Here is a 22,604-nt window from a genome sequence, read left to right as displayed (position 1 = left end):
TCGGAAGCAGGAACCCGCCGAGACGACTGCGCAAGGAGCCATCCATGCGTAGCGTGGTAGGAATCTCCGGCCTTCAGGCCGGGGAGGATGTCAACACAGCTTGCCCTCAGGGTCAGCACAGGTGAGAATAAAAAAACAGAGAAGCCATCCTCAAGCTCATTTTTGTCTGCCTGTGAATCCTGTTCGCACCCTCTCCGCCACCAAAGCGGCCTTTTTCAGCGCCTACCCTCGCCCGATCAACGCCGTCTATCGCCGGGTGGTGGAGGAGTTGTTGGTGGAGCTGCACCTGACCACCGTCAACAGCACCTTCGTCTACGATCCGTTTTTTGCCTTGGGGCTGGTCACCCTCTACGACGGGCTGATGGAAGCCTATCACCCCCCTGAGCAGCGAGAAGCCATTTTCAACGCCCTCTGTAAGGCTCTGCACCTCAAGCCGGAGGTGTTGCGCAAGAATGCCCGCGATCTGCTGGAGTTGATGGGAAGCGGGGATCCCCGTCAAAGACTTGATCTCCTCTGTCTCAAGCCAGAGGCGGAAGATGTGGGTGGGTTGAAAGCCATTTTGGAGCGCATGACTCAGCCGCCCTACGCCTACAGCCGGGTCTTAGCTGTTGGCCTTTACACAGCCTATGAAGTTGTGGCCAAGTCCCTTTACGAAGAACCAGAAGAACGCACCCGCCGCTTTTTGGAGAATGTGGTGAGCAAGCTGCCCTTTTCAACAGAGCGGGTGAGAAAAGATCTGGAGCTCTATCGCAGCAGTTTGGATCGCATGAAGCAGGCGCGGGCTGTGGTCGAGGAGATGGTAAAAGCCGCCCGGCGTCAGCAGGAACGCCGCCAATCGGCCGCCTCTTTGCCCGAGACTTCCCTCGGCGACCCAAGCAAGCCTGGCAGCTAAACCCCAGCCCTAAGCCAGATACTGAGCCCAAGTTTCCACCACCTCGGGGGATCCATACCAGCGCCGTCCACCCCGACCGGAATGGTAGCAGTTGGGCAGAGTGAGGTTAACAGCCCCCTGCAGGTGGGCAGCCTCGATGGGGGTAATGCCATCGCCCCACAATTCCCCCTGTCCAGCCGTGAGCCAATAGCTGTTGTAGGCCAGCCAAGCCAGATAATGCTCCTGTCGCCACAGGGATCCCAGACTCAACCTCTGCCCCTGGATGACCCTGCCCGCCACGCACACATATTTGACCTCGGGCCAAAAGGCCCCCGGATAGTGGGTGTTGACAAAGTCCAAATTGCGCTTCGTCCAGCGCTCCCGGCTGGTGTGGGGGGATCCCAGGCTGATCAGCGTAGCGACGTGCTCCCGCCCCTGCCACACCTGTCCCCCATAGGGCACGGATCCCAGGTAGATGCGGGCAATCCAGCCGCCGGCGGAGTGGGCCACCAGGTTAACTCGGTCAACCCCAAACTCAGCGCAGGTCTTTTGGATGGTCTCTCGAAGGGCCCACAGGATGGGAGTGACAGGCCTTCCCCCCAGCGTGGGAAACCAACTGCGCACCTGCAACGGCACCACCCGTGCCGCATAGCCGCGGGCTTCCAGCTCTTGGCGCAGGGGCTCATACTCCGACGCACCCGCCAGATAACCGGGCAAAATCACCACAGGGGCCATACGCTAGCGGGGATACCAGAACATGCCTTTGATCCCCTCAGGGTCGGCGGTGAAGCCCAGCCGTTCGTAAAAGCTGACCACTCCCTGATCGGCAAAAAGGGTGATGTTGCTGATGTCTCGGGCGCGCAGCTCGTGGATCACCTTTTCCATCAGCCGCTTGCCCAGACCCTTGCCCTGGAAATCGGGATGAACCACCACATCCCAAATGGTGGCATTGAAAGCGTGGTCGGACGTTGCCCGGGCAAAGCCGATGAGGCGACGGTAGCTGCCCCGCTGCTGCCACATCGACACCACCAAAAAGCTGTGCTGCAGGGCTTTTCTCACCTTGTGAATGGGGCGACGCGACCACCCCACCGCATCGCAGAGCTCCTCTAGCTCGTACAGATCCAAGTTGGGATCCAAGCTGAAGAGGATTGTCTCCCCTCGTACCACCACCGTTTCCTGGCGACGGTCGGCCCTAGCTGTTTGCGCCGGCTCTTTGGTTGTAGCAGCTCCTGCTGACCCGAACAGGCCCTTCCAAAAACTCATGTGAATCGCTGCCGAGTGAAAGCTCACCCCTACTTTGGGTGAGCGTGTCCTCAGTATAGCCAGGATCGGTGGCGGAATTGTTTCCAATTTCTAGGGATCCCCCCGAAGGGGGAACCACTGATGAAAAGTGACTTTGAGCGTGCCCTTGAGTTCACGTTTCCAATTTCTAGGGATCCCCCCGAAGGGGGAACATCCCAATATCCATCCAGCACTAGTACATCTAGTGGTTGTTTCCAATTTCTAGGGATCCCCCCGAAGGGGGAACCATCCAACCCATTGCTCCTCCAGTTCGACTAAAGGAGTTTCCAATTTCTAGGGATCCCCCCGAAGGGGGAACACTTCTAATTTAACCACCTACACACCCAATATCCTAGTTGTTTCCAATTTCTAGAGATCCCCCCGAAGGGGGAACGTGCGGACTACATGCTGGTCCGCGCTATTGGGAAGGAGGCTGTTTCCAATTTCTAGGGATCCCCCCGAAGGGGGAACTAGATAAACACGATCCAGAAGCTATTCGTCGATACCGTTTCCAATTTCTAGGGATCCCCCCGAAGGGGGAACTTCTTCTTCGACACCACTGAGATCGCAATCATCGACTGCCCACGTTTCCAATTTCTAGGGATCCCCCCGAAGGGGGAACTGCGTACAACTTTCCTAAAACAGGATCCATCTTATTTACGACGTTTCCAATTTCTAGGGATCCCCCCGAAGGGGGAACAATGGAGCTATGAGTTTGGAGAATTTTCATGGATACTGTTTCCAATTTCTAGGGATCCCCCCGAAGGGGGAACGATTAGGAAGTTCTAAGAACACAGGTTCAGCAGGTGGGTTTCCAATTTCTAGGGATCCCCCCGAAGGGGGAACTTTCTTTTGTTGCTAGCTAAACCAAATGTACTTACTACACTTGGTTTCCAATTTCTAGGGATCCCCCCGAAGGGGGAACCAGCTTCGGATCCCTTCTTCGCCCAGTCTCTGAAGGCTACCGTTTCCAATTTCTAGGGATCCCCCCGAAGGGGGAACTTATTTGGATCAGGAATAGTAGGAACGCCTCTACCTGTTTCCAATTTCTAGGGATCCCCCCGAAGGGGGAACTAGACTGGGAGAAGTTCGGTAACCGCTATCGCCATGCGCGTTTCCAATTTCTAGGGATCCCCCCGAAGGGGGAACTTCCAAAGTCCAAAACAAAGATCCAGTTTACGGAGAACGGAGGTTTCCAATTTCTAGGGATCCCCCCGAAGGGGGAACAAGAAATCACCTTATAACGCCCGTATATCCGCTTAGAAGTTTCCAATTTCTAGGGATCCCCCCGAAGGGGGAACTGGACACCAGCGATGACATTCCGGAGGACGCGGTGATCATCGTTTCCAATTTCTAGGGATCCCCCCGAAGGGGGAACAATAATACTCACACTCTGTACCTCTACCCAGTATCCTAGTGTTTCCAATTTCTAGGGATCCCCCCGAAGGGGGAACTTGATAGAAGACAGATATGACTGGCACTTCCCAGCCGCAGTTTCCAATTTCTAGGGATCCCCCCGAAGGGGGAACTTCAAGGTCCCGAGTTGGGTAGAGAACGCAGTTCTCCTGTTTCCAATTTCTAGGGATCCCCCCGAAGGGGGAACCTTCTTTTTCTAACCCCCTAACCCCCTCTACACACCCGTTTCCAATTTCTAGGGATCCCCCCGAAGGGGGAACTTTTTCAAGGAGCATTTATCCGTTACGTACACCATTACTTGTTTCCAATTTCTAGGGATCCCCCCGAAGGGGGAACATCGAGGAGGGTACGCCGGACTTGGCCGTAGAGTTTGTGTTTCCAATTTCTAGGGATCCCCCCGAAGGGGGAACCATACTTGAACTAGTCTTATATAAGGAGTGCCTGAGGAAGTTTCCAATTTCTAGGGATCCCCCCGAAGGGGGAACTAGCAGGTGTCGCCATCAATGGGGTCAAAATTAGTGAAGACGTTTCCAATTTCTAGGGATCCCCCCGAAGGGGGAACAGCAGACGGGATGGCTACTTCGCCCCTTTGCAAAGTGGGGCGTTTCCAATTTCTAGGGATCCCCCCGAAGGGGGAACCAAGCGCTGGAGGCGCAGGCGGGATCCCTGAGAACGTTTCCAATTTCTAGGGATCCCCCCGAAGGGGGAACCCAAGCCCTACCGGTCAAACGGAACAGGGATCCCAGTTTCCAATTTCTAGGGATCCCCCCGAAGGGGGAACTCACAAGGTTGTACGTTTGCTATGTCTGTTGACAGAAGGTTTCCAATTTCTAGGGATCCCCCCGAAGGGGGAACTCGCACAAAGATAGGGCCGGTGGTACCGTATTCGGTCTTGTTTCCAATTTCTAGGGATCCCCCCGAAGGGGGAACACCTGTAAGAGCTATGAGTCAGAGTTAGACTGCCCCGAAAGTTTCCAATTTCTAGGGATCCCCCCGAAGGGGGAACGTGGCTTCCGTCTGAAGCCGATTTGGTTGCCCAACCTGGAGTTTCCAATTTCTAGGGATCCCCCCGAAGGGGGAACGTGTATCCAGACTGGTTGGTAAGTACAAGAATGCTATCTGTTTCCAATTTCTAGGGATCCCCCCGAAGGGGGAACTTTATAACCCCTGGGCATTGGAAGAGAGGGTTGATACCGTTTCCAATTTCTAGGGATCCCCCCGAAGGGGGAACATAAACTCCAAAGCTTCCCTGATTTCTCCGCGCTCTATGCGCAAGTTTCCAATTTCTAGGGATCCCCCCGAAGGGGGAACGAGGTATGCATAGCGGATTACATCGGACTTCGTGAAGTTTCCAATTTCTAGGGATCCCCCCGAAGGGGGAACCAGAGCTACTAAAGGAGGATGTTAAACCCTGTTTAGAAGTTTCCAATTTCTAGGGATCCCCCCGAAGGGGGAACTTTCAGTGTTCCCTGCTGATTAGGAGGTTGTGATGACTCAAGTTTCCAATTTCTAGGGATCCCCCCGAAGGGGGAACTCCACTCCTATTAAACCCAAGCAGGGCAAGGAATGCAAGACCCATTTGCGAGGGATCCGGAAAAAAGTCGGCAAAAAGAGCTGCGGCGAGGGGGTTTTGGGGCTGGAAAGCCTTGTGGCGCAAGGCATCGAGGGATCCGACGAAAGAATCGGCCTTTGCGGCTTTTGGCGGATCGCTCGCGGAGGCGTTGATACCGTTTGGGTGTTGTCTTGGAAACAAGGGTGAGTACCCGAGCCTCAACCGGAGTTTGCGGGGCTTGGCGATTGCCCAAGGCGTGCCCCCTAGCCGCGGGTGTAGCCGGCTGGGGGATGAAAGCAGATACGATGTTTTCAACTTTTCACAGTCGGAGAAATCTCATGAAAAAGTGGATTGCCTCGGCTACAACCCTACTCTGCTGTGTGCTTGTCCTGGTTTTGTTTTGGCCCCATGTTACCTCTGCCCAGGGGCAGACTCTCAACCTCTACATCTGGTCAGAATACATCGATCCCGACATCCTCACCGCCTTTGAAAAAGCCACCAATAGCCGCGTGCTGGTCAGCGTGTACGAATCCAACGAAGACATGGTGGCCAAACTGCGGGGGGGAGGCACCAGCCAGTACGACATTGTTGTTCCCACCGACTACATTGTGCCCAACATGTTGGAGCTGGGACTGCTGCAGCCTCTCAACAAAGAATTGATCCCCAACCTAAGCAACCTGGGCGAAAAATTTGTCGGCCTGCCCTTTGATCCAGAAAACACCTACACCGCCGCCTATCAGTGGGGCACCACCGGCATTGGCTACCGCAAAGACCGCCTGCCCGAAAACTTTGAACGCTCTTGGGGATTGATTTTCGACCCGCAGCAGCAGTATGGCCCCTTTGTGATGATCGACGAGATGCGCTCCATGATCGGCGCTGCTGCCGTTTACCTGGGCTTCGATATGAACACCACCGTTCGCTCCGAACTGCAGCAGATCCAGCAGCTTTTGATCGACACCAAGCGCCGCAGTGCCGGCCTAATTGGGGGCGTGGGGGGCAAAAACCAACTGGTTTCTGGAACGGCCAATGTAGCCATCGTCTACAGCGGCGATGCCCTGCAAGCTGCCGAAGAAAACCCCAACATCGGCTATTTTGTCCCCCGCGAGGGTGCCCACATTTGGCTGGATGTAATGGCCATTCCCGCCCAGGCCCCCAACCCCGAGCTGGCCAATCGCTTCATCAATTTCATCCTGGATGCTGAAGTCGGCGCTCAACTGAGCAACCACAACCGCTTCGCCACCCCCAACGCTGCAGCTCTGCCCATGATCAACCCAGAAGATCGGCAAAACCCGGCCATCTACCCTGACGAAGAGGCCCTTGCCAAACTCACCTACCTTAAAGTGCTGTCAGGGGAAGAGCTGCGCCTCATCGACGCCCTCTGGACAACCGTGAAAAGCAGCTAGGGATCCCTTGTTAGCTCTCGACATAAAACTTGACACTTTTTAATATCTGAGCCACATTAAAGATGTCACCCGTTGATGGAGCTAAAACCATGGAGAACCAAGAAGCTAAGTTCGGCTTCACTACCTTCGCCGAAAAATGGAATGGCCGTTTGGCAATGTTGGGCTTTGTGATCGGCGTTGCGACCGAGTTGCTGACCGGCCAAGGGATCCTCTCTCAAATTGGCCTGATGTAATCCCGGTGGGCCTACGACACTGCTGTAGATCCTTGCTTGCCTGGCTGTAGTTTCCACCCTCTGCAAAGCAGCCAGGCTTTCGCATTGCCCTCGATTCTGGATTTAGGTCTGAATGAATCCAAATGGAAGTGGAAGCGAAATGCAGGCTGTTAAGTCCAGCTTCCACTGCCTTGCTTCTGCCGCTGACTGATACATTCACGCTGAACTCTCCTGAACATGGTTCAGGAAAGAAGCGATCGCATCCTGCCTATCTCTGAGCAGGAAGGCGGTATCCCGCAAAGCCCTGAGGAATACCCCTCGAGCGCTTTCCCCCTTCACTTCCCGGCAACCGTTGCGGTGGACTCAAGGATCAGGGGGAAACTTGGTCTACTATATCCCTCTCAATGACTTTTGCCAAACCGCCTAAAGCTCAGTAAATTCAGCAAAGTTCAGGGTTTTGGGGGTTAGAGGCATGCTCTCCTCTTCCACTGGGAGAGGGGCGGGGAGTGAAAGCTAGCAGCGCAGAAGGCTTGGGATCCCTAGGAATCTACTCTTCCAAATCCTGCAAGTACTGGCGGATATCGGCCAAGATGCGTTCTAGGTCTTCTGGGGCCTGGAGAGCGCGTGCCCATTCTAGGTCATGACCACCTTGGGATCCCTGCTGGGCCAGCGCCACTCCTAAGTGTTCCAGCTCGCGAACCACTTGGCAAAAAGCATTAGCTCCCACGTTGGAGCTGGCTCCTTTGAGGCGATGGGCGATCCGCCGCATTCCTTCTGCATTGCAACCGGCAATGGCTTGGCGCAGTTGCGGAAGCTGGGTTTCGCAATCTTGGATGAACACCTGCAGCAGCTCCCGCTGAAACCCGCGATCCCCGCCGGAAACCTGATCCAGATAGGCAGAGTCGATGGGATAGGGCAAGGTGGGAGAAGAGGGATCCCGGCTCTCGGCGGGGGAAGCTGGAGAGGCTGCTTCAGAAGCGGCTTGGTTGGAGGATCCCCCTGCAGACTGAGCAATCAGCTGGCTCCAGTGGTTGAGCAACCTTTGCAAATCTTCCTTCAGCACCGGCTTGCTGAGATAGTCGTCCATACCTGCCTGCAGGCAGCGCTCCCTATCCTCCTGCATGGCGTTGGCTGTGATGGCAATCACCACTGTGCGGTGGCCGGATCTCCGTTCCTGTTGGCGTAGGCGGCGGGTGGCCTCGTAGCCGTCCATCACCGGCATTTGGCAATCCATGAGAATAAGGTCATATCTGACCTGCTGCAGGAGATCCAATACCTCCTGACCATTGGCCACCACATCGGCCTTGTAGCCCAAACTCTCGAGCTGGCGCAAAGCCACCTTTTGGTTGACGGGGTTATCCTCTGCCAGCAAAATGCGCAGCGATTGACGGGGACGATCCTCCCTGGGGGTCGTCTGAGGGAGGACGGGACTCATTCCCAAGAGCGAAGTGGATAAACCAGAAGATTTCCCCAGGGCCATGACCAGCGCTTCCTGCAGACGGCTTTGTTTTACCGGCTTAACCAAGTAGGCGGCAAAGCCGATTTCGGCAGCGCGGCGGGAGTGCTCCCCCAGTCCCAGGGAGGTCATCATCACCAGTTGCGTCTCGGCCAGTTGCGGATCTGCCTTGATCCAGCGGCCCAAGGTCTCCCCATCCACCTCTGGCATTTGCATATCCAAAACGGCCAGGGGGAAGGGTCTGCCTTCCCGAACGGCTTGGCGCAGTTTGTCCATAGCCTGATAGGCATTTTCGGCCTCTTCCACCACCATTCCCCAAGCCGCGGCCTGACAGCGCAGGATCTTGCGATTGGTGGCATTGTCGTCCACCGCCAACAGCCGCTTGCCCTGCAAATCCACCGGGACACGAGCAGAAGGCTGGGCAAGCTGCTGGACGTAGGGCTGCCGCTCCAGGGTCAGCTCGACGCTGAAGGTGCTGCCCTGTCCCTCCTGGCTTTGCAACGAGATGGTTCCCTCCATCAGTTCTGTCAGTTGTTTGCAGATGGCCAAGCCCAGTCCCGTACCTCCGTATTTGCGGGTAGTAGAGGCATCCACCTGGCTAAACGGTTGAAACAGCTTGCTCTGCGCCGCCGCCGGGATCCCGATCCCGGTATCTCTCACCGAGAGCCTGAGGTGGACATGGGTAGCGGTTTCTTGCAGCACCTCTGCTTGGATCACCACCTCTCCTCGGTGGGTGAACTTAATGGCGTTGCTTACCAAATTGTTGAGGATTTGCCGTAGTCGCGAGGCATCTCCCCGCAGGTAGCGCGGCACTTCCGGCGGCATAAGCACCGCCAGCTCCAATCCCTTGGCGTGGGCAGTGGGGGCAAACAGATCCGCCACCTCCTCCAGACACGAGCGGAGATCGAAATCCAGGATCTCCAGCTCCATTTCCCCGGCCTCCAATTTGGAGAAGTCCAGGATGTCGTTGATGAGGGTGAGCAGGGCATCGCCACTGATGCGGATGGTCTCTACAAAGTCCCGCTGTTCTGCATTGAGGGGGGTCTCCAGCAGCAGGCCCGTCATCCCCAGTACCGCGTTCATGGGGGTGCGGATCTCGTGGCTCATGGTGGCTAAGAAGCTGCTTTTGGCCTGTGCAGCCTGCTCAGCTGCTTTGCGGGCCTGCTCCAGCTCCAGGCTGCGCTTTCTCTCCCGTTCCAAAAGGGCTGCCTGGGTGAGGGCAATGCCAATTTGGTTGGCCAACTGCGACAGCAGCTCCATCTCAAAGGGTTGCCACTGACGGGGCCCGGAGCACTGGTGGGCCAGCAACAACCCCCACAACTGCTGCTCCAAAAACAGCGGCACCACCATGTTGGCCCTGACCTGCATTTTTTGCAGCAGCTCTAGGTAACAAGGCTCCAGTCCTTCACTTTCCACATCGCTAACAACGCGAACGCGGCCCTGGCTGTAGAGCTGGGCGTACTTTTCCTGAAAGCAAGGATCCTCAATCACCTCTCCTGCCAGCGAGGGGATCCCCGGCTGAGTTTTCTCGTTGGAGATGATCCCAGAACCATCCGGCTGGAAGCGGTAGACCAAGACTCGGTCGGCTTTGAGCAGGGCTTGGATTTCTGTTACCGCCGTCTCTAGGATCTCGGCGATATCCAAAGATTCGCGGATCTTCAAGCTGAGATTGGCTAGCAACTGAGCCCGGCGGTTTTGCCGCTCCAATTCCTCTGCCGCTTTCTTCTGCTCGGTAATGTTGCGGAAGATGCCCCGCGTAGCCACCATCACTCCATCTTCAAAGCGGCAGTTGACATTGCCCTCCACCCAAACAGTTTCACCAGTGGCCGTGAGGAAAGCTGTCTCTACTCTCTCTACTTTCTTCCCCGATAGAAGCTTCTGGAAAAGAGCCTGGCAGTGCTCCCGGCAGTCGGGATGGAGAATGTCGAAGAGGGTCATTTGATAAACTTGAGCTTCGTCATAGCCCAAGGTCTCTTTCCAAGTGCGGTTGACATACAAAAAGTGCCCTTCAGCATCCACGCTTTGGATGAGGTCAGTGGCATTTTCAAAGAGATCCCGGTAGCGCTCTTCGCTTTCTTTCAAGGCCAGCTCCGCCAGCTTGCGGTCGGTGATGTCGATGCCGGCGCCCATGACAAACTCCACCTCGCCGGCAGCGTTGATTAGGGCGGTGTTAGACCAAGAAATAAGCCGCAGTGCCCCTTGCTTGGTGCGCCAAAAATTCTCATGGCGATTCAAAAAGAGGGAATAGTTGCCCTTGAGCTGTTCAAAAGCTTGCTTCACACCAGGCACATCTTCCGGCGGGATCAAACCCAAATCCCACAGCAGCCGGCCCTTGACTTCTGCCAGCGAGTAGCCAGAGAGCTGCTCAGCAGCGCGGTTGAAGCGCAGGATACGCCCTTCTGGATCCATGACCACCACCAGCGCCCCTGCCGTATCGATAACCGCGTTGGTAAAATCCCGCTCTTGCTTGAGGGATCGTTCTGCCTCTTCTCGCTCGGCAGTCTCCCGGCGGATGAGGAAGTAAACCGAGGCCAAAACCAGGTAAGTAAAAATGAGCCCGCCAAAAGCAATGAGATTGGTTCTAACCCAGGTTAACTGCAGTTCCTGATTGCGTTGCTCCAGAAGGCGATTCTCCTCCTGCTGCAGCACCCGAATCAACTCGACAATTTGCTCCACCAACCTTGGCCCTTCGCTGCTTTCCAGGGCTTCCTGGGTGGCGAGTAGCCCCTCTTGCTCCCTCAGCCGGATCAAGTCTTGGATGACTCGTAGCCGTTGCTCCAGCAGCAGCTCTAGGCGCTTCAGACGCTCTTGCTGCAGGGGGTTGTCGACAGTCAGTTCCTGCAGCAGGCGCAGACGGGTAGAGATTGCTTCAAGGCTGTCTTGGTACTCACCGAGGTAGCGAGGATTATCGGTCAGAAGATAGCCACGTTTACCGGCTTCGGCGGCGCGGGTTTCCGCCAGCAATCCTTCCAAGTTTTGGATCACTTTTAGAGTGTGGGCCACTCGTTCTGTAAGCTGCGGCAGTTGAGAGGCATTCCGCTGAGCTGAGTAGGTGATCCCGCCCAAAAGCAAGGCAGCCAGGCCAAAACCGGCGGTAACTTTGAGGAGAAAGCGGTTTTTGCGGGCAGGTTTAGTATCCCCCGACTTAGGCAGCAGAGGCGTCTGAGCCAGTTCCCTCAAAGTACGGCGCAGCTCCAGTTGGGCCACCACCTGATGGGCCAGGGCTTGTAATTGCTCCAGTTGTTCTGGGGTCAGGTGCCGAGGCTGATAATCGACAACGCAAAGCGTGCCCAGGGCCTGCCCTTCTGGAGTTACCAAGGGAATGCCAGCGTAAAAGCGAATGTGGGGCTCTTGAGCGACAAGCGGGTTGTCGGCAAAGCGCGGATCCTGAGTGGCATCGGGCACCACCAGCGGCTCTTTAGGCGACAAGATGGCGTGGGCGCAGAAGGCCACATCCCGGGGAGTCTCCTGCACATCGACGCCGAATTTGGCTTTAAACCACTGGCGGTGTTCGTCGATAAGGCTGACCAGAGCAATGGGCGTGCCGCAGATGTGGGCAGCCAGCCGCACGAGTTCGTCAAAGCTGTTCTCAGGAGCGGTGTCCAAAATCTGATACTGCCGCAGGGCAGCCAGCCGCTGCTCTTCGTTGGGAGGGAGGGGGGCCTTAGGCATAGGTCAAACTAAGCGGAGAGGAAGGGTTCCGATCCACCGATCTCGGAGGTCGATAGTCTCAAGGTAAAAGAGGTAACCCCAGCATAACTTCCAAGCCTCTCCACCGGAAGCTACAGGGATCCGATCCCCAAACCAGCTTCCCGTTGGTTCAGTTCGCTACATTTTCACCACGCCTGCGTCAGCTACTCTAGCTCCTGCAAACGAGCCAAAATAAGAGTCTGAGCCGTGGCCCGTCCAGAGCCGCCGCGGGCAGAAGGGAAAAAGACTTACCGGATCCCAGTTTCAGTATTTATACTGATGTCAAAGATGAGAAAGCTCAATAAGCATCCTCTGATGCATTTGGTTTCACTCACCCTATAAATAATCAAATCCTAACATTTTTAAGCAAGCTTCGAGTTGAAATTTCTTAACGGAAGACTTACTATAGAGCGACGAGCTTTGTAAAGGGGGAATACTCTCAGCCATGCAAAAACTCCAAGACAGTTTGGTAAAAGCTCTGAGCATCGATGGAGCACTGGGGTAGCACTGGGGGATTGGAAAACCGGGATGTGCCTGGGATACAAGGGTACCAACAGCCCTGCCTTTCCCGAAGCTAATCTAGAGCTGGCTGTTGCCGGAAACACAGAGGTGATCCGCGCCAAAATGCGAGTTGCTGAGTCTCTTAAGCTTACTGACAAAATCGAGGAGGTTCTTATCCTGCTGGAGACTCAGTACCACCTAATGCATCTAGTCCAGCACATCTCTGGTTTGTTTTTCTATCTGGTTCTGGATCGAGAGAAAGGCAACTTGGCCCTTGCCCGCATCAAGCTTGGCCAAATCGAAAAGGAGCTGGCCCTCTAGAAGTGGAGGTGAAGCCGGACAACCTGGCAGTATCCCCTGAAACCCATTTTGGGGGAGTGCGGAACCGGGGACTTGAACCCCGATGGCATTGCTGCCACTAGAACCTGAATCTAGCGCGTCTACCATTCCGCCAGTTCCGCGGTGATCTATAAGGATGCCCAAGGAAAGGGATCCTTGTCAAGGTCTGAGGCGGGCTTTGGAAGGGGATCCTGCCCTTATGCTAAGCTCGGCTGCGCACGCACTGGATCCAGAGCGCTAACTTTGGCAGCTTTTACCTTTGTTTGCGAGGGCACTTGTCCCAATACCCAGGCGCGGGCAGGATACTTCATTACCCCCCACGGGGAGATCCCCACCCCCTGCTTCATGCCGGTGGGGACTTTGGCCAATGTGAAAACCCTCACCCCTGCCCAACTCAAGGAAACCGGCGCCCACATTATCCTCAGCAACACCTATCACCTCCACCTCCAGCCTGGCGAAAGCATCATCCAAGAGGCCGGGGGGCTGCACCGCTTCATGGCTTGGCCGGGCCCCATCCTCACGGATTCGGGCGGCTTTCAGGTCTTCAGCCTCAGCGCCATCCGCCAAATCGACGAGGAAGGGGTAACGTTTCGCTCGCCCCGCGATGGCCGTCTCATCCGTTTCACCCCGGAGCTGTCTATCCAGATCCAAAATGCCCTGGGGGCAGACATCATCATGGCCTTTGACGAGTGCCCGCCCTATCCTGCTAGCCCTGAGGCGGTGGCGGCAGCGGTGCGGCGGACTACTCAATGGCTGAAGCGCTGCGTGGAAGCCCATCGCCGCTCAGATCAGGCTTTGTTTGGCATTGTGCAGGGGGGAGTTTACCCTGAGCTGCGCCGGCGGGCAGTGGAAGAGGTCTGTCGGTTGGATCTGCCGGGCTATGCCATTGGCGGGGTGAGTGTGGGGGAGCCGGTCGAGTTTATGCACGCCGTTGTGCGGCAAACAGCCCCTCTACTGCCGGCAGATCGCCCCCGTTATCTCATGGGGGTGGGCACCTATGCCGAGATGCGGGCCGCCGTGGCCGCCGGAGTGGATTTGTTTGACTGCGTGATCCCCACCCGCTATGCCCGCCATGGCACGGTGATCAGCCGGGGCAAACGCTGGAACATCAAAAATGCCGAGCACCGCCGCAGCCTGGATCCCATCGATCCCGACTGTCCCTGCTACACCTGCCGCCACTTCAGCCGAGCCTACTTGTGTCACCTCATCCGCGCGCAAGAGATCCTGGGCTACACTCTGCTCTCCATCCACAACATCACAGAGCTGATGCGCTACACCCAGAAGATGCGTCAGGCCATCTTGGAAGGCCAATTTCATGAGCACTGGGATCCCTGGAGCTAAGCCGGCCGGGAGATTTGTCTGGAAGCATCTGATCCATTTTGGTAGAATAAGTACATGGGATAGTACGTGCATTTAAGCTATCCCATGTAGCCGCAGGAAGGAGTCAGATCATGGCTATCCGAACCCTCAGCAGCGTGATTGAACAGCACATCGCCGGCCTTCCGGGCGTGGTTGCTGTTTTGATAGGGCGGGCCACTGATGGTACCACAGTAGCCAAAGTAACCTACGTCAGCGATTCCCAAGAGGAGCAGGCCCTAGAACTTTTGGGCACCTATGCCAGCGACCTAGTCCAGGCCAACAGTCGTCTATGCCAGCTTGTCAGCTCTGACCAAGAGGCGGACTACCTTTTGGCCGGCACTTCGGCGTTGCGGGTTGTCATCAAAGCGTTTCCCAAAAGCCCCTACTTTGTGTTATTCCTGACCCGTTCCATCACCGACCTGAAAGCGATTTCAGACCGGATTAAGGCCATCTTGATCGACGGAAAACCGCTGCTGCCCCCTGTGCAGGACAGCGCTATGTCTGTGGCTCAGGCTTTGATGGACTATGCCAAGCGCTACGCTCCGGATCCTAACTTTGTGGCTCTGCGCCTGTCTTTGAAAACGGGCCTAGACCGCAACCGTCTCGAAAAGGGCACCCTGACCCGACAGGAGCTGCGCATTCTTTACAAAGCGGTAGCAGATCTTTTGGGCCGAGAGCGTCTGCCTATTGCCATGCCGGCCTGAGTAGTTCAAAATAGCTAGCAAGCTTTGTCCAGGGGTAGTTGCTACACCTGGAAGGCTTTTTTAGGTTTACTTTAAGTTTATTTGCTCGCGCTTAAACCCTTTCATCTCGACTGCGACCGCAGGCTCGTCTCTTGAAGGCTGAGTTTGGGGGACGGGCAATCTCTTGCAATCTCAATCTCTATCTGGAGGCAAACTGGTGACCATACGTACCCTTATCAGTGTGGTTGAGCAGCACATTGCCGGTCTTCCGGGCTTGATCGCAGCTTTGGTGGGGCGAGTAACCGATGGCGTTGCAGTGGCTAGGGTTGCGTATACCAACGATGTGCAGGAGGAAATCTCTCTGGAACAGTTGGGCAACTACGCGGCTGACTTGATACAAGCCAACAATCGCCTCTGCCAGTCGGCAAGCGCTGACCAAGAGGGGGACTACCTTTTGGCAGGTACTTCGGCGTTGCGGGTTGTCATCAAAGCGTTTCCCAGAAGCCCCTACTTTGTCTTGTTTCTTACCCGCTCCACCACCGACCTTAAGGCGATTTCAGAGCGTATCAAAGCCATCCTAATTGATGGAAAACCATTGTTGCCCCCTGTTCAGACACCACTGCATCCACTGCTCAGGCTTTGATGAGCTACGCCAAGCGCTACGCCCCGGATCCTAACTTTGTGGCCCTGCGCCTCTCTTTGAAAACGGGTCTGGATCATAGCCGCCTCGAAAAGGGCGCCCTGAGCCGTCAGGAGCTGCGCATTCTCTACAAAGCAGTGGCAGATCTCTTGGGCCGAGAGCGCCTGCCTATTGCCATGCCGGTCTGAGTAGTCGAGAATAGCTGGCGAGGTTTGTCTGAGGGCAGTTGCTGCGCTTGTGGGATCCCCTATTGTTTATCTGAGTTCACTTGCCTATGCTTGAGCATCTACATCTCGACCGCGACCGTAAGCTGATCTCCCTGTTTGGAGAGCCGGTTATCTTCCACTGCCATCACTACAACCTATTCCTGCAGCAGACTATTGAAGATCCCGACTGGATCGATGGAGTGGGAATTCTGCGCACCGCAGCCCAGGAGATCTTTTACAGTCTTCTGTACGGAGCTTTCAAGGCTCTTGGCATTCAGGAGACCCAAGAGCGCCTGGCAGTAGCAGCTCAGATCTTCAGTTTTTTAGGATTTGGGCGGCTGGCGTTTGAGGTGACACCTTCAGGCGGGGAAGTGCAGCTTACCCATTCTCACTATGCAGAAGGTTGGCTGAGCAAGTACGGGGATCAGGTCAACCGCACACGTCCCATTGACCACTTGGCGGTGGGCTATGTGGCGGCAGCTCTGGATGCCACGTTTGGCGAGCTGGGAAGCTACGGGGCAGAAGAAACGGAGTGTATGGCCGTTACGCGCAAGGATCACTGCGTGATCCAGGCCACTCGGCTGCCGCGGCCCCAGTTGTTGACTCCCAGTCCAGGGATGGGCAAGTTGATCGAGCAGCCGCTCCAGTTCCCCCGGCCCACAACAGCAGTGGACTACGATGCGGTCAACGAAGCTCTGTGGGGCTTGCCTTTGGCCGGAGATGAGCGGGGGCAAATTCGCGCGTTTAACGTGTTGCTAACGCGCATGCCTGCCAACTACTGCAACCGCATTCAATATCGCTTTTTACAGGAGCTGAAGGCGGTGCGGGCTGAGCTGATGGGGGTGGGGGAAGCTCTCATCCGCGAGTCGGGGCATGTTTGTGTCTTCTACACCTTCGGCAACATCATGGAATCGGTGGAGTGGGAAACCCTGGTGGGGCCGATGCTGGAGAAGGACACGGACTGGATCCACGGCGGCTATGCGGTGGCCAGCAGTCTGGGGTGGGGTCGCTGGCAGGCTTTGGAGGTGGTGAGCGGCGAGTCTTGCCGGGTGGCCATTGATGGCAACTACGAAGCCAACTACTTTTTGGCTTCCTACCCACGGGCAGAGGATCCCGCCTGCTATTTTGCTCAAGGGGCGGTGCCGGCGATAATGAATCTGGTCTACAACGGCAACATCCAGCAGAAGCCGGTTTTGGATCAAGTCTTCTACAACCGCCTCTTCCAGCGGGGTGGGCTCTTCCACGGCCAGGAGACCAAGGCCAGAGAGAAAGGGGATCCCTGGTGCGAGTTTTACGCCGCTCGCGTCAGCGGGACGGAGTCCTTGCGGATGTAGGGATCCATGCAGGTGCGCATCCTCAGGCGGCGGGAGTGTGGGGCTGGGTGGGCCACCGACCTGCTGCTGCCACGTTGCCTTGTCTGGTCAGAGGTAGAGGCTCTGGCCCAGGAATGGGGGGCTGCCTGTCGCTGTTTTCAAGGGCAACTGGTGTGGCTGGATCTGCCCTCAGGCCGGATTACGGCTTCGTTGCGGGTGCCCCGCCTGACGTTGCGACTCCACGATGCCAACGCTGAGGCGCAGATCTTAAATCGTTTGCAGCAGTTGGCCAAGTCTTCTGGTTCCCAGACAGAGGGAAGTTAAGGGCAAAACGAGAAGTTTAGCTTGGCACCGACATTTTGCGGCAGACTATCGACCAATGCAGGATCGACTTTCCAGGAGTGCCATGCGCCCACCAAGTTCGAGCCTGCTGAGGAACTGGGAGCCGCGTTCATACTCGCTCATAGTCATAATGTATGCAGCATGCATGCAGCTCGGTACCTACCTTGCCATAGCAAAGAGAGCGCTCCATTCTTGGTTGGGCACACCCGGCTTGGCGATGATCTCAAGGATGCGATTTTGGGCGGCGGGCTGGAATAAACTTTCGACGGCTACTTGGGCTACTTTCGTGCGGGGGATGCTGCCGTCAAAGAGGGTATCCGCCTTGGATAGGACAATGCCATCGTCGTTGTCTTGGTTTTTTAGGCCCCCCGGTCGAACGATGGTGTAGGTGAGGCCGCTTTTTTGCAGGTATTCTTCTGCGCGTTTTTTCCACACCAGGATCAGCCAAAACAAGTTGAGGGGATGGAACAGCTGGGAAACACACAGGGAAGAGATTAAAACAAAGTGTTGGATCCCTTTGGCTTTGGCCACATCGACCAGGTTCTTGGTGCCTTCATAATCCACTCGGTAGGGCTGAAAGGGATCCCAACTGGGCCTAGCACCTGTAGCACAGAGCACCACTGTGCATCCTTCCATGCCCGTCTCCAGCGTGGCCGGATCCAGCACATCCCCCACCACCACTTCCGCTTCGGGGGGCAGAACCCGTGCGGCCAGCTCGCGGCTGCGCACCAGCGCCCGTACCGGGATGTCGCGGCCCACCAACTCTTTGACAATGCGGCGTCCGGTTTCTCCTGTAGCCCCTGCAACAAAAGCCTGCATAAGTTTCTCCTGCAAAGCTGCCTATACCCGGCGTAGCTGTTCGAGGATTTGCGGTGGCCCCATCTGCCATTATCTTCCCAAAATCGGCCTCAGGTTCCATCCTTTCCATGACAGGATGGTAGGGATTCCGCGCCCCAGTTCACCCAGTTCATCAGATGGTTGCCCAAGCTGCTCCTACCGCCTACGAGGCCCAAACCCAAGCTCTTGCCCAATCTCTGTTCGCCTCTCTTTCGGGAGAGAAGAGATCCCTGCTGGCCCAGTGGCGAGATCAACTGCGCTGGGAGGACAAGCTGCTGGCCTGGGCGATGGAGAACCCCCACCTGCGCACCCAGTTGTTCCGCTTGATCGATGTCTTGCCCAGCTTGAAAAGTAAGGCTGAGGTAGCCCGCCATTTGCAGGAGTATCTCTTGGATCCGGCAGTAGAGTTGCCGGGGATGCTGAAGAGCCTGCTCAACTTCGCAGACCCCGACTCCCTGCCAGGACAGTTGGCTGCCAGCACTCTCACCGCTGCTGTGGAAGCTCTGGCCCGCCGCTATATTGCCGGAGAAACTCTACAGCAAGTCAGCAAAACTCTGGAAGCTTTGCACCGGCAGGGTATGGCTTTCACGCTGGATTTGCTGGGGGAAGCCGTCATCACCGAAGTGGAAGCCCAATCCTATCTGGATCGCTATCTGCAGGTGATGGAGCATTTGGCAAAGATGGTCAAAACCTGGCCACAACCGCAGCCTGTGCCGCAAGTGTCGGTGAAGCTGACAGCCTTCTATTCCCAGTTCGATCCCATCGATCCCCTGGGGGCCAAAACCAGAGTGGGGGAACGGATTCGCATCCTGTTGCGCCGGGCAGAAGCTCTGGGAGTCGGGGTCCATTTCGACATGGAGCAGTACCGCTACAAATCCCTCACCCTGGCCATTTTGCAGGAGCTGCTGCTGGAGCCGGAGTTCCGAGGCCGCACCGACGTTGGCCTGACGCTGCAGGCCTACCTGCGGGATAGCTACACCGATCTGCAAAACCTGATCGCCTGGGCCAAAGAGCGGGGATCCCCGGTGACGGTGCGCTTGGTCAAGGGGGCCTACTGGGATCAAGAGACCATCCTGGCGGCGCAAAAGCACTGGCCACAGCCGGTTTACAACAGCAAGTCTGCTACCGACGCCAACTTCGAGCGCATGACCCAGCTTTTGTTGGAGCACCACACCCATCTCCACGCCGCCATCGCCAGCCACAATGTGCGCTCTCAGGCCAAAGCCATCGCCATTGCCCAAGCCCTGGAGGTGCCCCAGTCTGCTTTTGAACTGCAGGTGCTCTATGGCATGGCCGATCCCCTGGCCAAGGCCTTGGTGCAGAAGGGACAGCGGGTGCGGGTGTACTGCCCCTACGGGGAGCTGCTGCCGGGTATGGCCTACCTGATCCGGCGTTTGCTGGAAAACACCGCCAACACCTCTTTTCTGCGGCAAAGCGTTCAGGGCTACAATCCCGAGCAGCTGTTGGCCCCACCGGTTTTGGAGGAGGGATCCGTTTTCCAGGCTCCTTCTCTCTCGTTTGCCGCCGCTCCCGATACGGATTTCAGCCAGCCCCAGCAGCGGGATCCCTTTTTTCAGGCATTGGACGAGATCCGGCCTCAACTGGGTCAGAGGGTTCAGCCCTGGATTGCCGGAGAATATCGCCCCACTCGACAAGCGATGCTCTCCCTCAACCCTGCGGATCCTGAACAGGTGGTGGCGGAAATTGGGTTGACCGAGCCGGAACAGGTGGAGCAAGCCTTGGCAGCGGCCCAAGCCAGCTTCCCCAGCTGGAGGCGCACCCCCGTTGCCGTGAGGGCGGGGATCCTGCGGCGGGTGGCGGAGCAAATCGAAGCCCAGCGGGCGGAGCTGGCTGCCTGGATGGTGCTGGAGGTGGGCAAGCCCATTGCCCAGGCCGATGGGGAAGTTTCCGAGGCCATCGATTTTTGCCGCTACTACGCCCAGCAGATGGAGGCCCTGGATCGGGGACGGGAGTGCAACCTGCCCGGCGAAACCAACCATTACCACTACCAGCCCCGCGGTGTGGCGGTGGTGATCGCCCCTTGGAACTTCCCCCTCTCCATCCCCTGTGGCATGACAGCGGCGGCTTTGGTGGCCGGAAACTGCGTGCTCCTCAAACCAGCGGAGCAATCTTCGCTGATCGCCGCCAAACTGGCGGAGTTTATCCTCAAGGCCCTTGCCGAAGCTGGGATCCCGGAGGGTGTCTTTCAATTCCTGCCGGGGGTGGGCGAAGCCATTGGCCCCCTGTTGGTTCAAGACCGGCGGGTGCACCTGATTGCCTTCACCGGATCCCAGGCGGTGGGTTGCCAGATCCTCGCCCAAGCCGCGCAACTGCAGCCGGGCCAGCACCACATCAAGCGGGTCATTGCCGAGATGGGGGGCAAAAACGCCATCATTGTGGACGAAAGCGCCGACCTGGATCAGGCGGTCAAAGGGGTGGTCAACTCCGCCTTTGGCTACAGCGGCCAGAAATGCTCCGCCTGCTCGCGGGCGATCGTTTTGCAGTCCATTCACGACCTGTTCTTGGGGCGGCTCATCGAGGCGGTGCGCTCTTTAAATGTGGGGGATCCAGCCCACCCCAGCACCCAAGTTGGCCCGGTCATCGATGCAGAGGCCCAAGCTCGCCTGCAACAGGCCATTCAATCGGCTAAGGCTGATGCCCGTCTCGACCTCAGCCTGCCCGTGCCGGAAAAAGGCTACTTCGTCGGCCCCACCGTGTTCAGCCAGGTGGATCCCCAGTCAGAGCTGGCGCAGCGGGAGCTGTTTGGCCCGGTTTTGGCGGTGATCTCAGCGCCGGACTTTTCTTCTGCTCTGCAGATGGCCAATGCCACCCCCTACGCCCTCACCGGCGGTCTCTACAGCCGCACCCCTTCCCACATTCAACAGGCTCGCCAGGACTTTGCCGTCGGCAACCTCTACATCAACCGCGAGATCACCGGGGCGTTGGTGGAGCGGCAGCCCTTCGGCGGCTTCAAGCTCTCCGGCGTGGGATCCAAAGCCGGCGGCCCCGACTACCTGCTGCAATTTTTAGAGCCGCGCACCGTAACCGAAAACACGCAACGGCAGGGCTTTGCTCCCATCGAGGGATCCTGAGGATAGGGCTTGGGAAAGCTCATTGGACAGGCTTGGCTACATCCCCAACCTTGAAGCCTGCCCCGCTGAGAATGCGTCCCACACTGGAGCTGTCATCCACCTCCGTCAGTTGGACCTGTCCGGCTGGCTCAGTCAATTTGCGCAAGACTGTCCCCGTGGCCGGATCCTTCACCTCGCGGACGACGCGCTCCACAGAAAGAATCAATCCCACCCGATAGCCATCGCGGCTGCCCTTGTTCAGGATCACCTGGTTGCCGTAGACATCCGCCACCAAGGCGTCAACCGTTGGCAGAGAGCGAGGCTGAGCTGCCAAGCGCCCGGCAAAACCGGCCAACTGCTGGGCAATTTGCTCCACCGCTTGTTGGCTTGCCAATACCAACAGCTTCTCTTCGTTGCTGGTGGCGGATCCCCCGCCAAAGTCGGCAACCGTGACCGTGCTATCCGACTGGCTGGCGTTGCCTTTGCCCTCGACCACGGCCAAGATCTCGGCAGTACTGGTGCTCACCAAGCGGGCATTCAGCTGCACGTTGGCATCGGCATCCACTGACTCAGCCCCCACCGCCAGCGGGAAGCTGCCAAAGGGGGTCAAGACCGGTGCCCCACCCCCAGAACGGCGCACAGACACATCAAACTGGGTCACACTGCCGAGGATCACCGCATCGACCCCTAGGATCCGGCCTACCTGAGCAGCGGTGTTGGCATCCAGTCGACCGGATAGACCCAGGTTCTGCTCGGCCAAGATCGCGTCCAGCCGCGAGCGCTCGATGACGGAAAAGGTGCCATCTCTCACCAGCCGATCCACCAACAGGTCGCTCACCCCCCGAGAAGCCTCGCGGAAGCTGTAGGGATTGCTGAGGCTGCTGAAATCAAAGTCCAAGACTGCAATCCGAGGACGGGATGTGGGTTGCGGCGCTTGTCCCACCTGTCTGGGGGCAGAGAGGGTGCAGCGAATGTCTTGGGGAAATTGCTGGCAGAGGGCTGGATTGGCGGATTGGGCCACCACCGGGATCCCTGTCCAACTGAGGCTCACCAGAGGGATCCCGAACAGCAAGATGGAAGAGAGGTTGCGCATGGTTAAACGATCTCCTAGATCTGGGAAGTGGCCACAGTTACTCTCAGCTTGCACCCAAAAGAGCTTCAGGGCGGTGACCGGTATCACCTGGCAGCTAAGGGCTAAGGATCCTGACGTCGCCTGTTCCCAGAAGATGCCCTACACTCTACCGACTACAAGGTTGTTGAAAAAAGGGATTGAGAAGGTTTGTATAGGAGAGTTGACAAATCTCAACCCTGTTGAGCAAAGGTACTCGCTCTCTGCAATTGACATCCTCCCCGGCCTGAAGGCCGGAGATTCCTACCACGCTACGCATGGATGGCTCCTTGCGCAGTCGTCTCGGCGGGTTCCTGCTTCCGA

17 protein-coding genes, 1 tRNA gene and 1 CRISPR repeat array are annotated in these 22,604 nt (G+C 57.1%); of the genes, 12 read left to right on the top strand and 6 right to left on the bottom strand.

The window, feature by feature from the left end; all coding sequences use genetic code 11:
* Nucleotides 1-172: 172 nt before the first annotated feature.
* Nucleotides 173-892 (top strand): photosystem II biogenesis protein Psp29, encoded by a 720-nt coding sequence (gene psb29, locus ACVWXE_RS12025; RefSeq protein WP_041436186.1) that lies wholly within the window; start codon nucleotides 173-175, stop codon nucleotides 890-892.
* Between the two features lie 9 nt (nucleotides 893-901).
* On the opposite strand, the gene ACVWXE_RS12020 is transcribed toward psb29, so the two are convergent.
* Both ACVWXE_RS12020 and ACVWXE_RS12015 read right to left on the bottom strand, forming a co-directional pair.
* Nucleotides 902-1,606, bottom strand: coding sequence for an esterase/lipase family protein (locus ACVWXE_RS12020; protein WP_457404172.1), 705 nt, complete (start codon nucleotides 1,604-1,606; stop codon nucleotides 902-904).
* 3 nt (nucleotides 1,607-1,609) lie between these two features.
* On the bottom strand, nucleotides 1,610-2,134 hold the full coding sequence (locus ACVWXE_RS12015; protein ID WP_457404170.1) for a GNAT family N-acetyltransferase: 525 nt from the start codon (nucleotides 2,132-2,134) through the stop codon (nucleotides 1,610-1,612).
* A gap of 79 nt (nucleotides 2,135-2,213) precedes the next feature.
* Nucleotides 2,214-5,102: a CRISPR direct-repeat array (repeat unit 36 nt; unit sequence GTTTCCAATTTCTAGGGATCCCCCCGAAGGGGGAAC).
* Between the two features lie 356 nt (nucleotides 5,103-5,458).
* Between ACVWXE_RS12015 and ACVWXE_RS12010 the strand changes: the two genes are divergently transcribed.
* Together ACVWXE_RS12010 and ACVWXE_RS12005 are read left to right on the top strand one after the other, a co-directional pair.
* Nucleotides 5,459-6,523 carry a polyamine ABC transporter substrate-binding protein gene (locus ACVWXE_RS12010; protein WP_414414126.1) on the top strand — a complete coding sequence of 355 codons (1,065 nt, stop codon included), beginning with the start codon at nucleotides 5,459-5,461 and terminating at the stop codon, nucleotides 6,521-6,523.
* Nucleotides 6,524-6,612: 89 nt separating this feature from the next.
* Nucleotides 6,613-6,756, top strand: a complete 144-nt coding sequence (locus tag ACVWXE_RS12005) for a chlorophyll a/b-binding protein (protein WP_041436191.1) — start codon at nucleotides 6,613-6,615, stop codon at nucleotides 6,754-6,756.
* Nucleotides 6,757-7,282: 526 nt separating this feature from the next.
* Here the strand turns inward: ACVWXE_RS12005 and ACVWXE_RS12000 are convergent.
* Nucleotides 7,283-11,863, bottom strand: a complete 4,581-nt coding sequence (locus ACVWXE_RS12000; protein WP_457490412.1) for a GAF domain-containing protein — start codon at nucleotides 11,861-11,863, stop codon at nucleotides 7,283-7,285.
* Between the two features lie 546 nt (nucleotides 11,864-12,409).
* Here ACVWXE_RS12000 and ACVWXE_RS11995 point away from each other — a divergent pair.
* Complete coding sequence (locus tag ACVWXE_RS11995) at nucleotides 12,410-12,703, top strand: hypothetical protein (protein WP_457384858.1); 294 nt, start codon at nucleotides 12,410-12,412, stop codon at nucleotides 12,701-12,703.
* 57 nt (nucleotides 12,704-12,760) lie between these two features.
* Here the strand turns inward: ACVWXE_RS11995 and ACVWXE_RS11990 are convergent.
* Nucleotides 12,761-12,843 (bottom strand) — tRNA-Leu (locus ACVWXE_RS11990).
* 121 nt (nucleotides 12,844-12,964) lie between these two features.
* Here ACVWXE_RS11990 and tgt point away from each other — a divergent pair.
* The 6 genes from tgt to ACVWXE_RS11960 all read left to right on the top strand — a co-directional run bounded on the left by tgt (nucleotide 12,965) and on the right by ACVWXE_RS11960 (nucleotide 17,246).
* Entirely contained in the window at nucleotides 12,965-14,062 is a 1,098-nt protein-coding gene (gene tgt, locus ACVWXE_RS11985) for a tRNA guanosine(34) transglycosylase Tgt (protein ID WP_457384859.1), read from the top strand.
* A gap of 110 nt (nucleotides 14,063-14,172) precedes the next feature.
* The gene (locus ACVWXE_RS11980; RefSeq protein WP_457384860.1) at nucleotides 14,173-14,784 is read left to right on the top strand and encodes a hypothetical protein; all 612 of its coding nucleotides are present in this window, start codon (nucleotides 14,173-14,175) and stop codon (nucleotides 14,782-14,784) included.
* 196 nt (nucleotides 14,785-14,980) lie between these two features.
* Nucleotides 14,981-15,406, top strand: coding sequence for a hypothetical protein (locus ACVWXE_RS11975; protein ID WP_457384861.1), 426 nt, complete (start codon nucleotides 14,981-14,983; stop codon nucleotides 15,404-15,406).
* Nucleotides 15,406-15,591 carry a hypothetical protein gene (locus tag ACVWXE_RS11970; protein WP_414390867.1) on the top strand — a complete coding sequence of 62 codons (186 nt, stop codon included), beginning with the start codon at nucleotides 15,406-15,408 and terminating at the stop codon, nucleotides 15,589-15,591. The genes ACVWXE_RS11975 and ACVWXE_RS11970 overlap by 1 nt, the downstream gene beginning before the upstream one ends.
* A gap of 86 nt (nucleotides 15,592-15,677) precedes the next feature.
* Nucleotides 15,678-16,943: a hypothetical protein gene (locus tag ACVWXE_RS11965; RefSeq protein ID WP_457384862.1), complete on the top strand. Its 1,266-nt coding sequence runs from the start codon at nucleotides 15,678-15,680 to the stop codon at nucleotides 16,941-16,943.
* Nucleotides 16,944-16,949: 6 nt separating this feature from the next.
* Nucleotides 16,950-17,246 carry a hypothetical protein gene (locus ACVWXE_RS11960; RefSeq protein WP_414351089.1) on the top strand — a complete coding sequence of 99 codons (297 nt, stop codon included), beginning with the start codon at nucleotides 16,950-16,952 and terminating at the stop codon, nucleotides 17,244-17,246.
* Nucleotides 17,247-17,423: 177 nt separating this feature from the next.
* Here ACVWXE_RS11960 and ACVWXE_RS11955 read toward each other — a convergent pair whose 3' ends face one another.
* Nucleotides 17,424-18,083 (bottom strand): SDR family oxidoreductase, encoded by a 660-nt coding sequence (locus tag ACVWXE_RS11955; protein WP_457384863.1) that lies wholly within the window; start codon nucleotides 18,081-18,083, stop codon nucleotides 17,424-17,426.
* Between the two features lie 155 nt (nucleotides 18,084-18,238).
* Between ACVWXE_RS11955 and pruA the strand changes: the two genes are divergently transcribed.
* Nucleotides 18,239-21,193, top strand: a complete 2,955-nt coding sequence (pruA, locus tag ACVWXE_RS11950) for an L-glutamate gamma-semialdehyde dehydrogenase (protein WP_457490411.1) — start codon at nucleotides 18,239-18,241, stop codon at nucleotides 21,191-21,193.
* 19 nt (nucleotides 21,194-21,212) lie between these two features.
* Here the strand turns inward: pruA and ACVWXE_RS11945 are convergent, their stop codons facing one another.
* The gene (locus ACVWXE_RS11945) at nucleotides 21,213-22,265 is read right to left on the bottom strand and encodes a CsgG/HfaB family protein (RefSeq protein ID WP_457384865.1); all 1,053 of its coding nucleotides are present in this window, start codon (nucleotides 22,263-22,265) and stop codon (nucleotides 21,213-21,215) included.
* Nucleotides 22,266-22,338: 73 nt separating this feature from the next.
* Between ACVWXE_RS11945 and ACVWXE_RS11940 the strand changes: the two genes are divergently transcribed.
* On the top strand, nucleotides 22,339-22,604 hold a 266-nt coding region (locus tag ACVWXE_RS11940; RefSeq protein ID WP_457490410.1), incomplete at its 3' end, for a hypothetical protein.

This window comes from Thermostichus sp. MS-CIW-41, assembly GCF_054058915.1.
Note: the sequence above shows the minus strand (reverse complement) of the source record. Positions and strands in the feature narration are given on the sequence as shown.

Bases quoted from the DNA above. Each gene is read 5' to 3' on its own strand.
- ACVWXE_RS12005 (WP_041436191.1), top strand. From the start codon at position 6,613: ATGGAGAACCAAGAAGCTAAGTTCGGCTTCACTACCTTCGCCGAAAAA.
- ACVWXE_RS11945 (WP_457384865.1), bottom strand. From the start codon at position 22,265: ATGCGCAACCTCTCTTCCATCTTGCTGTTCGGGATCCCTCTGGTGAGC.
- pruA (WP_457490411.1), top strand. From the start codon at position 18,239: ATGGTTGCCCAAGCTGCTCCTACCGCCTACGAGGCCCAAACCCAAGCT.
- ACVWXE_RS11970 (WP_414390867.1), top strand. From the start codon at position 15,406: ATGAGCTACGCCAAGCGCTACGCCCCGGATCCTAACTTTGTGGCCCTG.
- ACVWXE_RS11980 (WP_457384860.1), top strand. From the start codon at position 14,173: ATGGCTATCCGAACCCTCAGCAGCGTGATTGAACAGCACATCGCCGGC.
- ACVWXE_RS12000 (WP_457490412.1), bottom strand. From the start codon at position 11,863: ATGCCTAAGGCCCCCCTCCCTCCCAACGAAGAGCAGCGGCTGGCTGCC.
- ACVWXE_RS12020 (WP_457404172.1), bottom strand. From the start codon at position 1,606: ATGGCCCCTGTGGTGATTTTGCCCGGTTATCTGGCGGGTGCGTCGGAG.
- ACVWXE_RS11965 (WP_457384862.1), top strand. From the start codon at position 15,678: ATGCTTGAGCATCTACATCTCGACCGCGACCGTAAGCTGATCTCCCTG.
- ACVWXE_RS12015 (WP_457404170.1), bottom strand. From the start codon at position 2,134: ATGAGTTTTTGGAAGGGCCTGTTCGGGTCAGCAGGAGCTGCTACAACC.
- ACVWXE_RS11995 (WP_457384858.1), top strand. From the start codon at position 12,410: ATGTGCCTGGGATACAAGGGTACCAACAGCCCTGCCTTTCCCGAAGCT.
- ACVWXE_RS12010 (WP_414414126.1), top strand. From the start codon at position 5,459: ATGAAAAAGTGGATTGCCTCGGCTACAACCCTACTCTGCTGTGTGCTT.
- ACVWXE_RS11960 (WP_414351089.1), top strand. From the start codon at position 16,950: ATGCAGGTGCGCATCCTCAGGCGGCGGGAGTGTGGGGCTGGGTGGGCC.
- ACVWXE_RS11955 (WP_457384863.1), bottom strand. From the start codon at position 18,083: ATGCAGGCTTTTGTTGCAGGGGCTACAGGAGAAACCGGACGCCGCATT.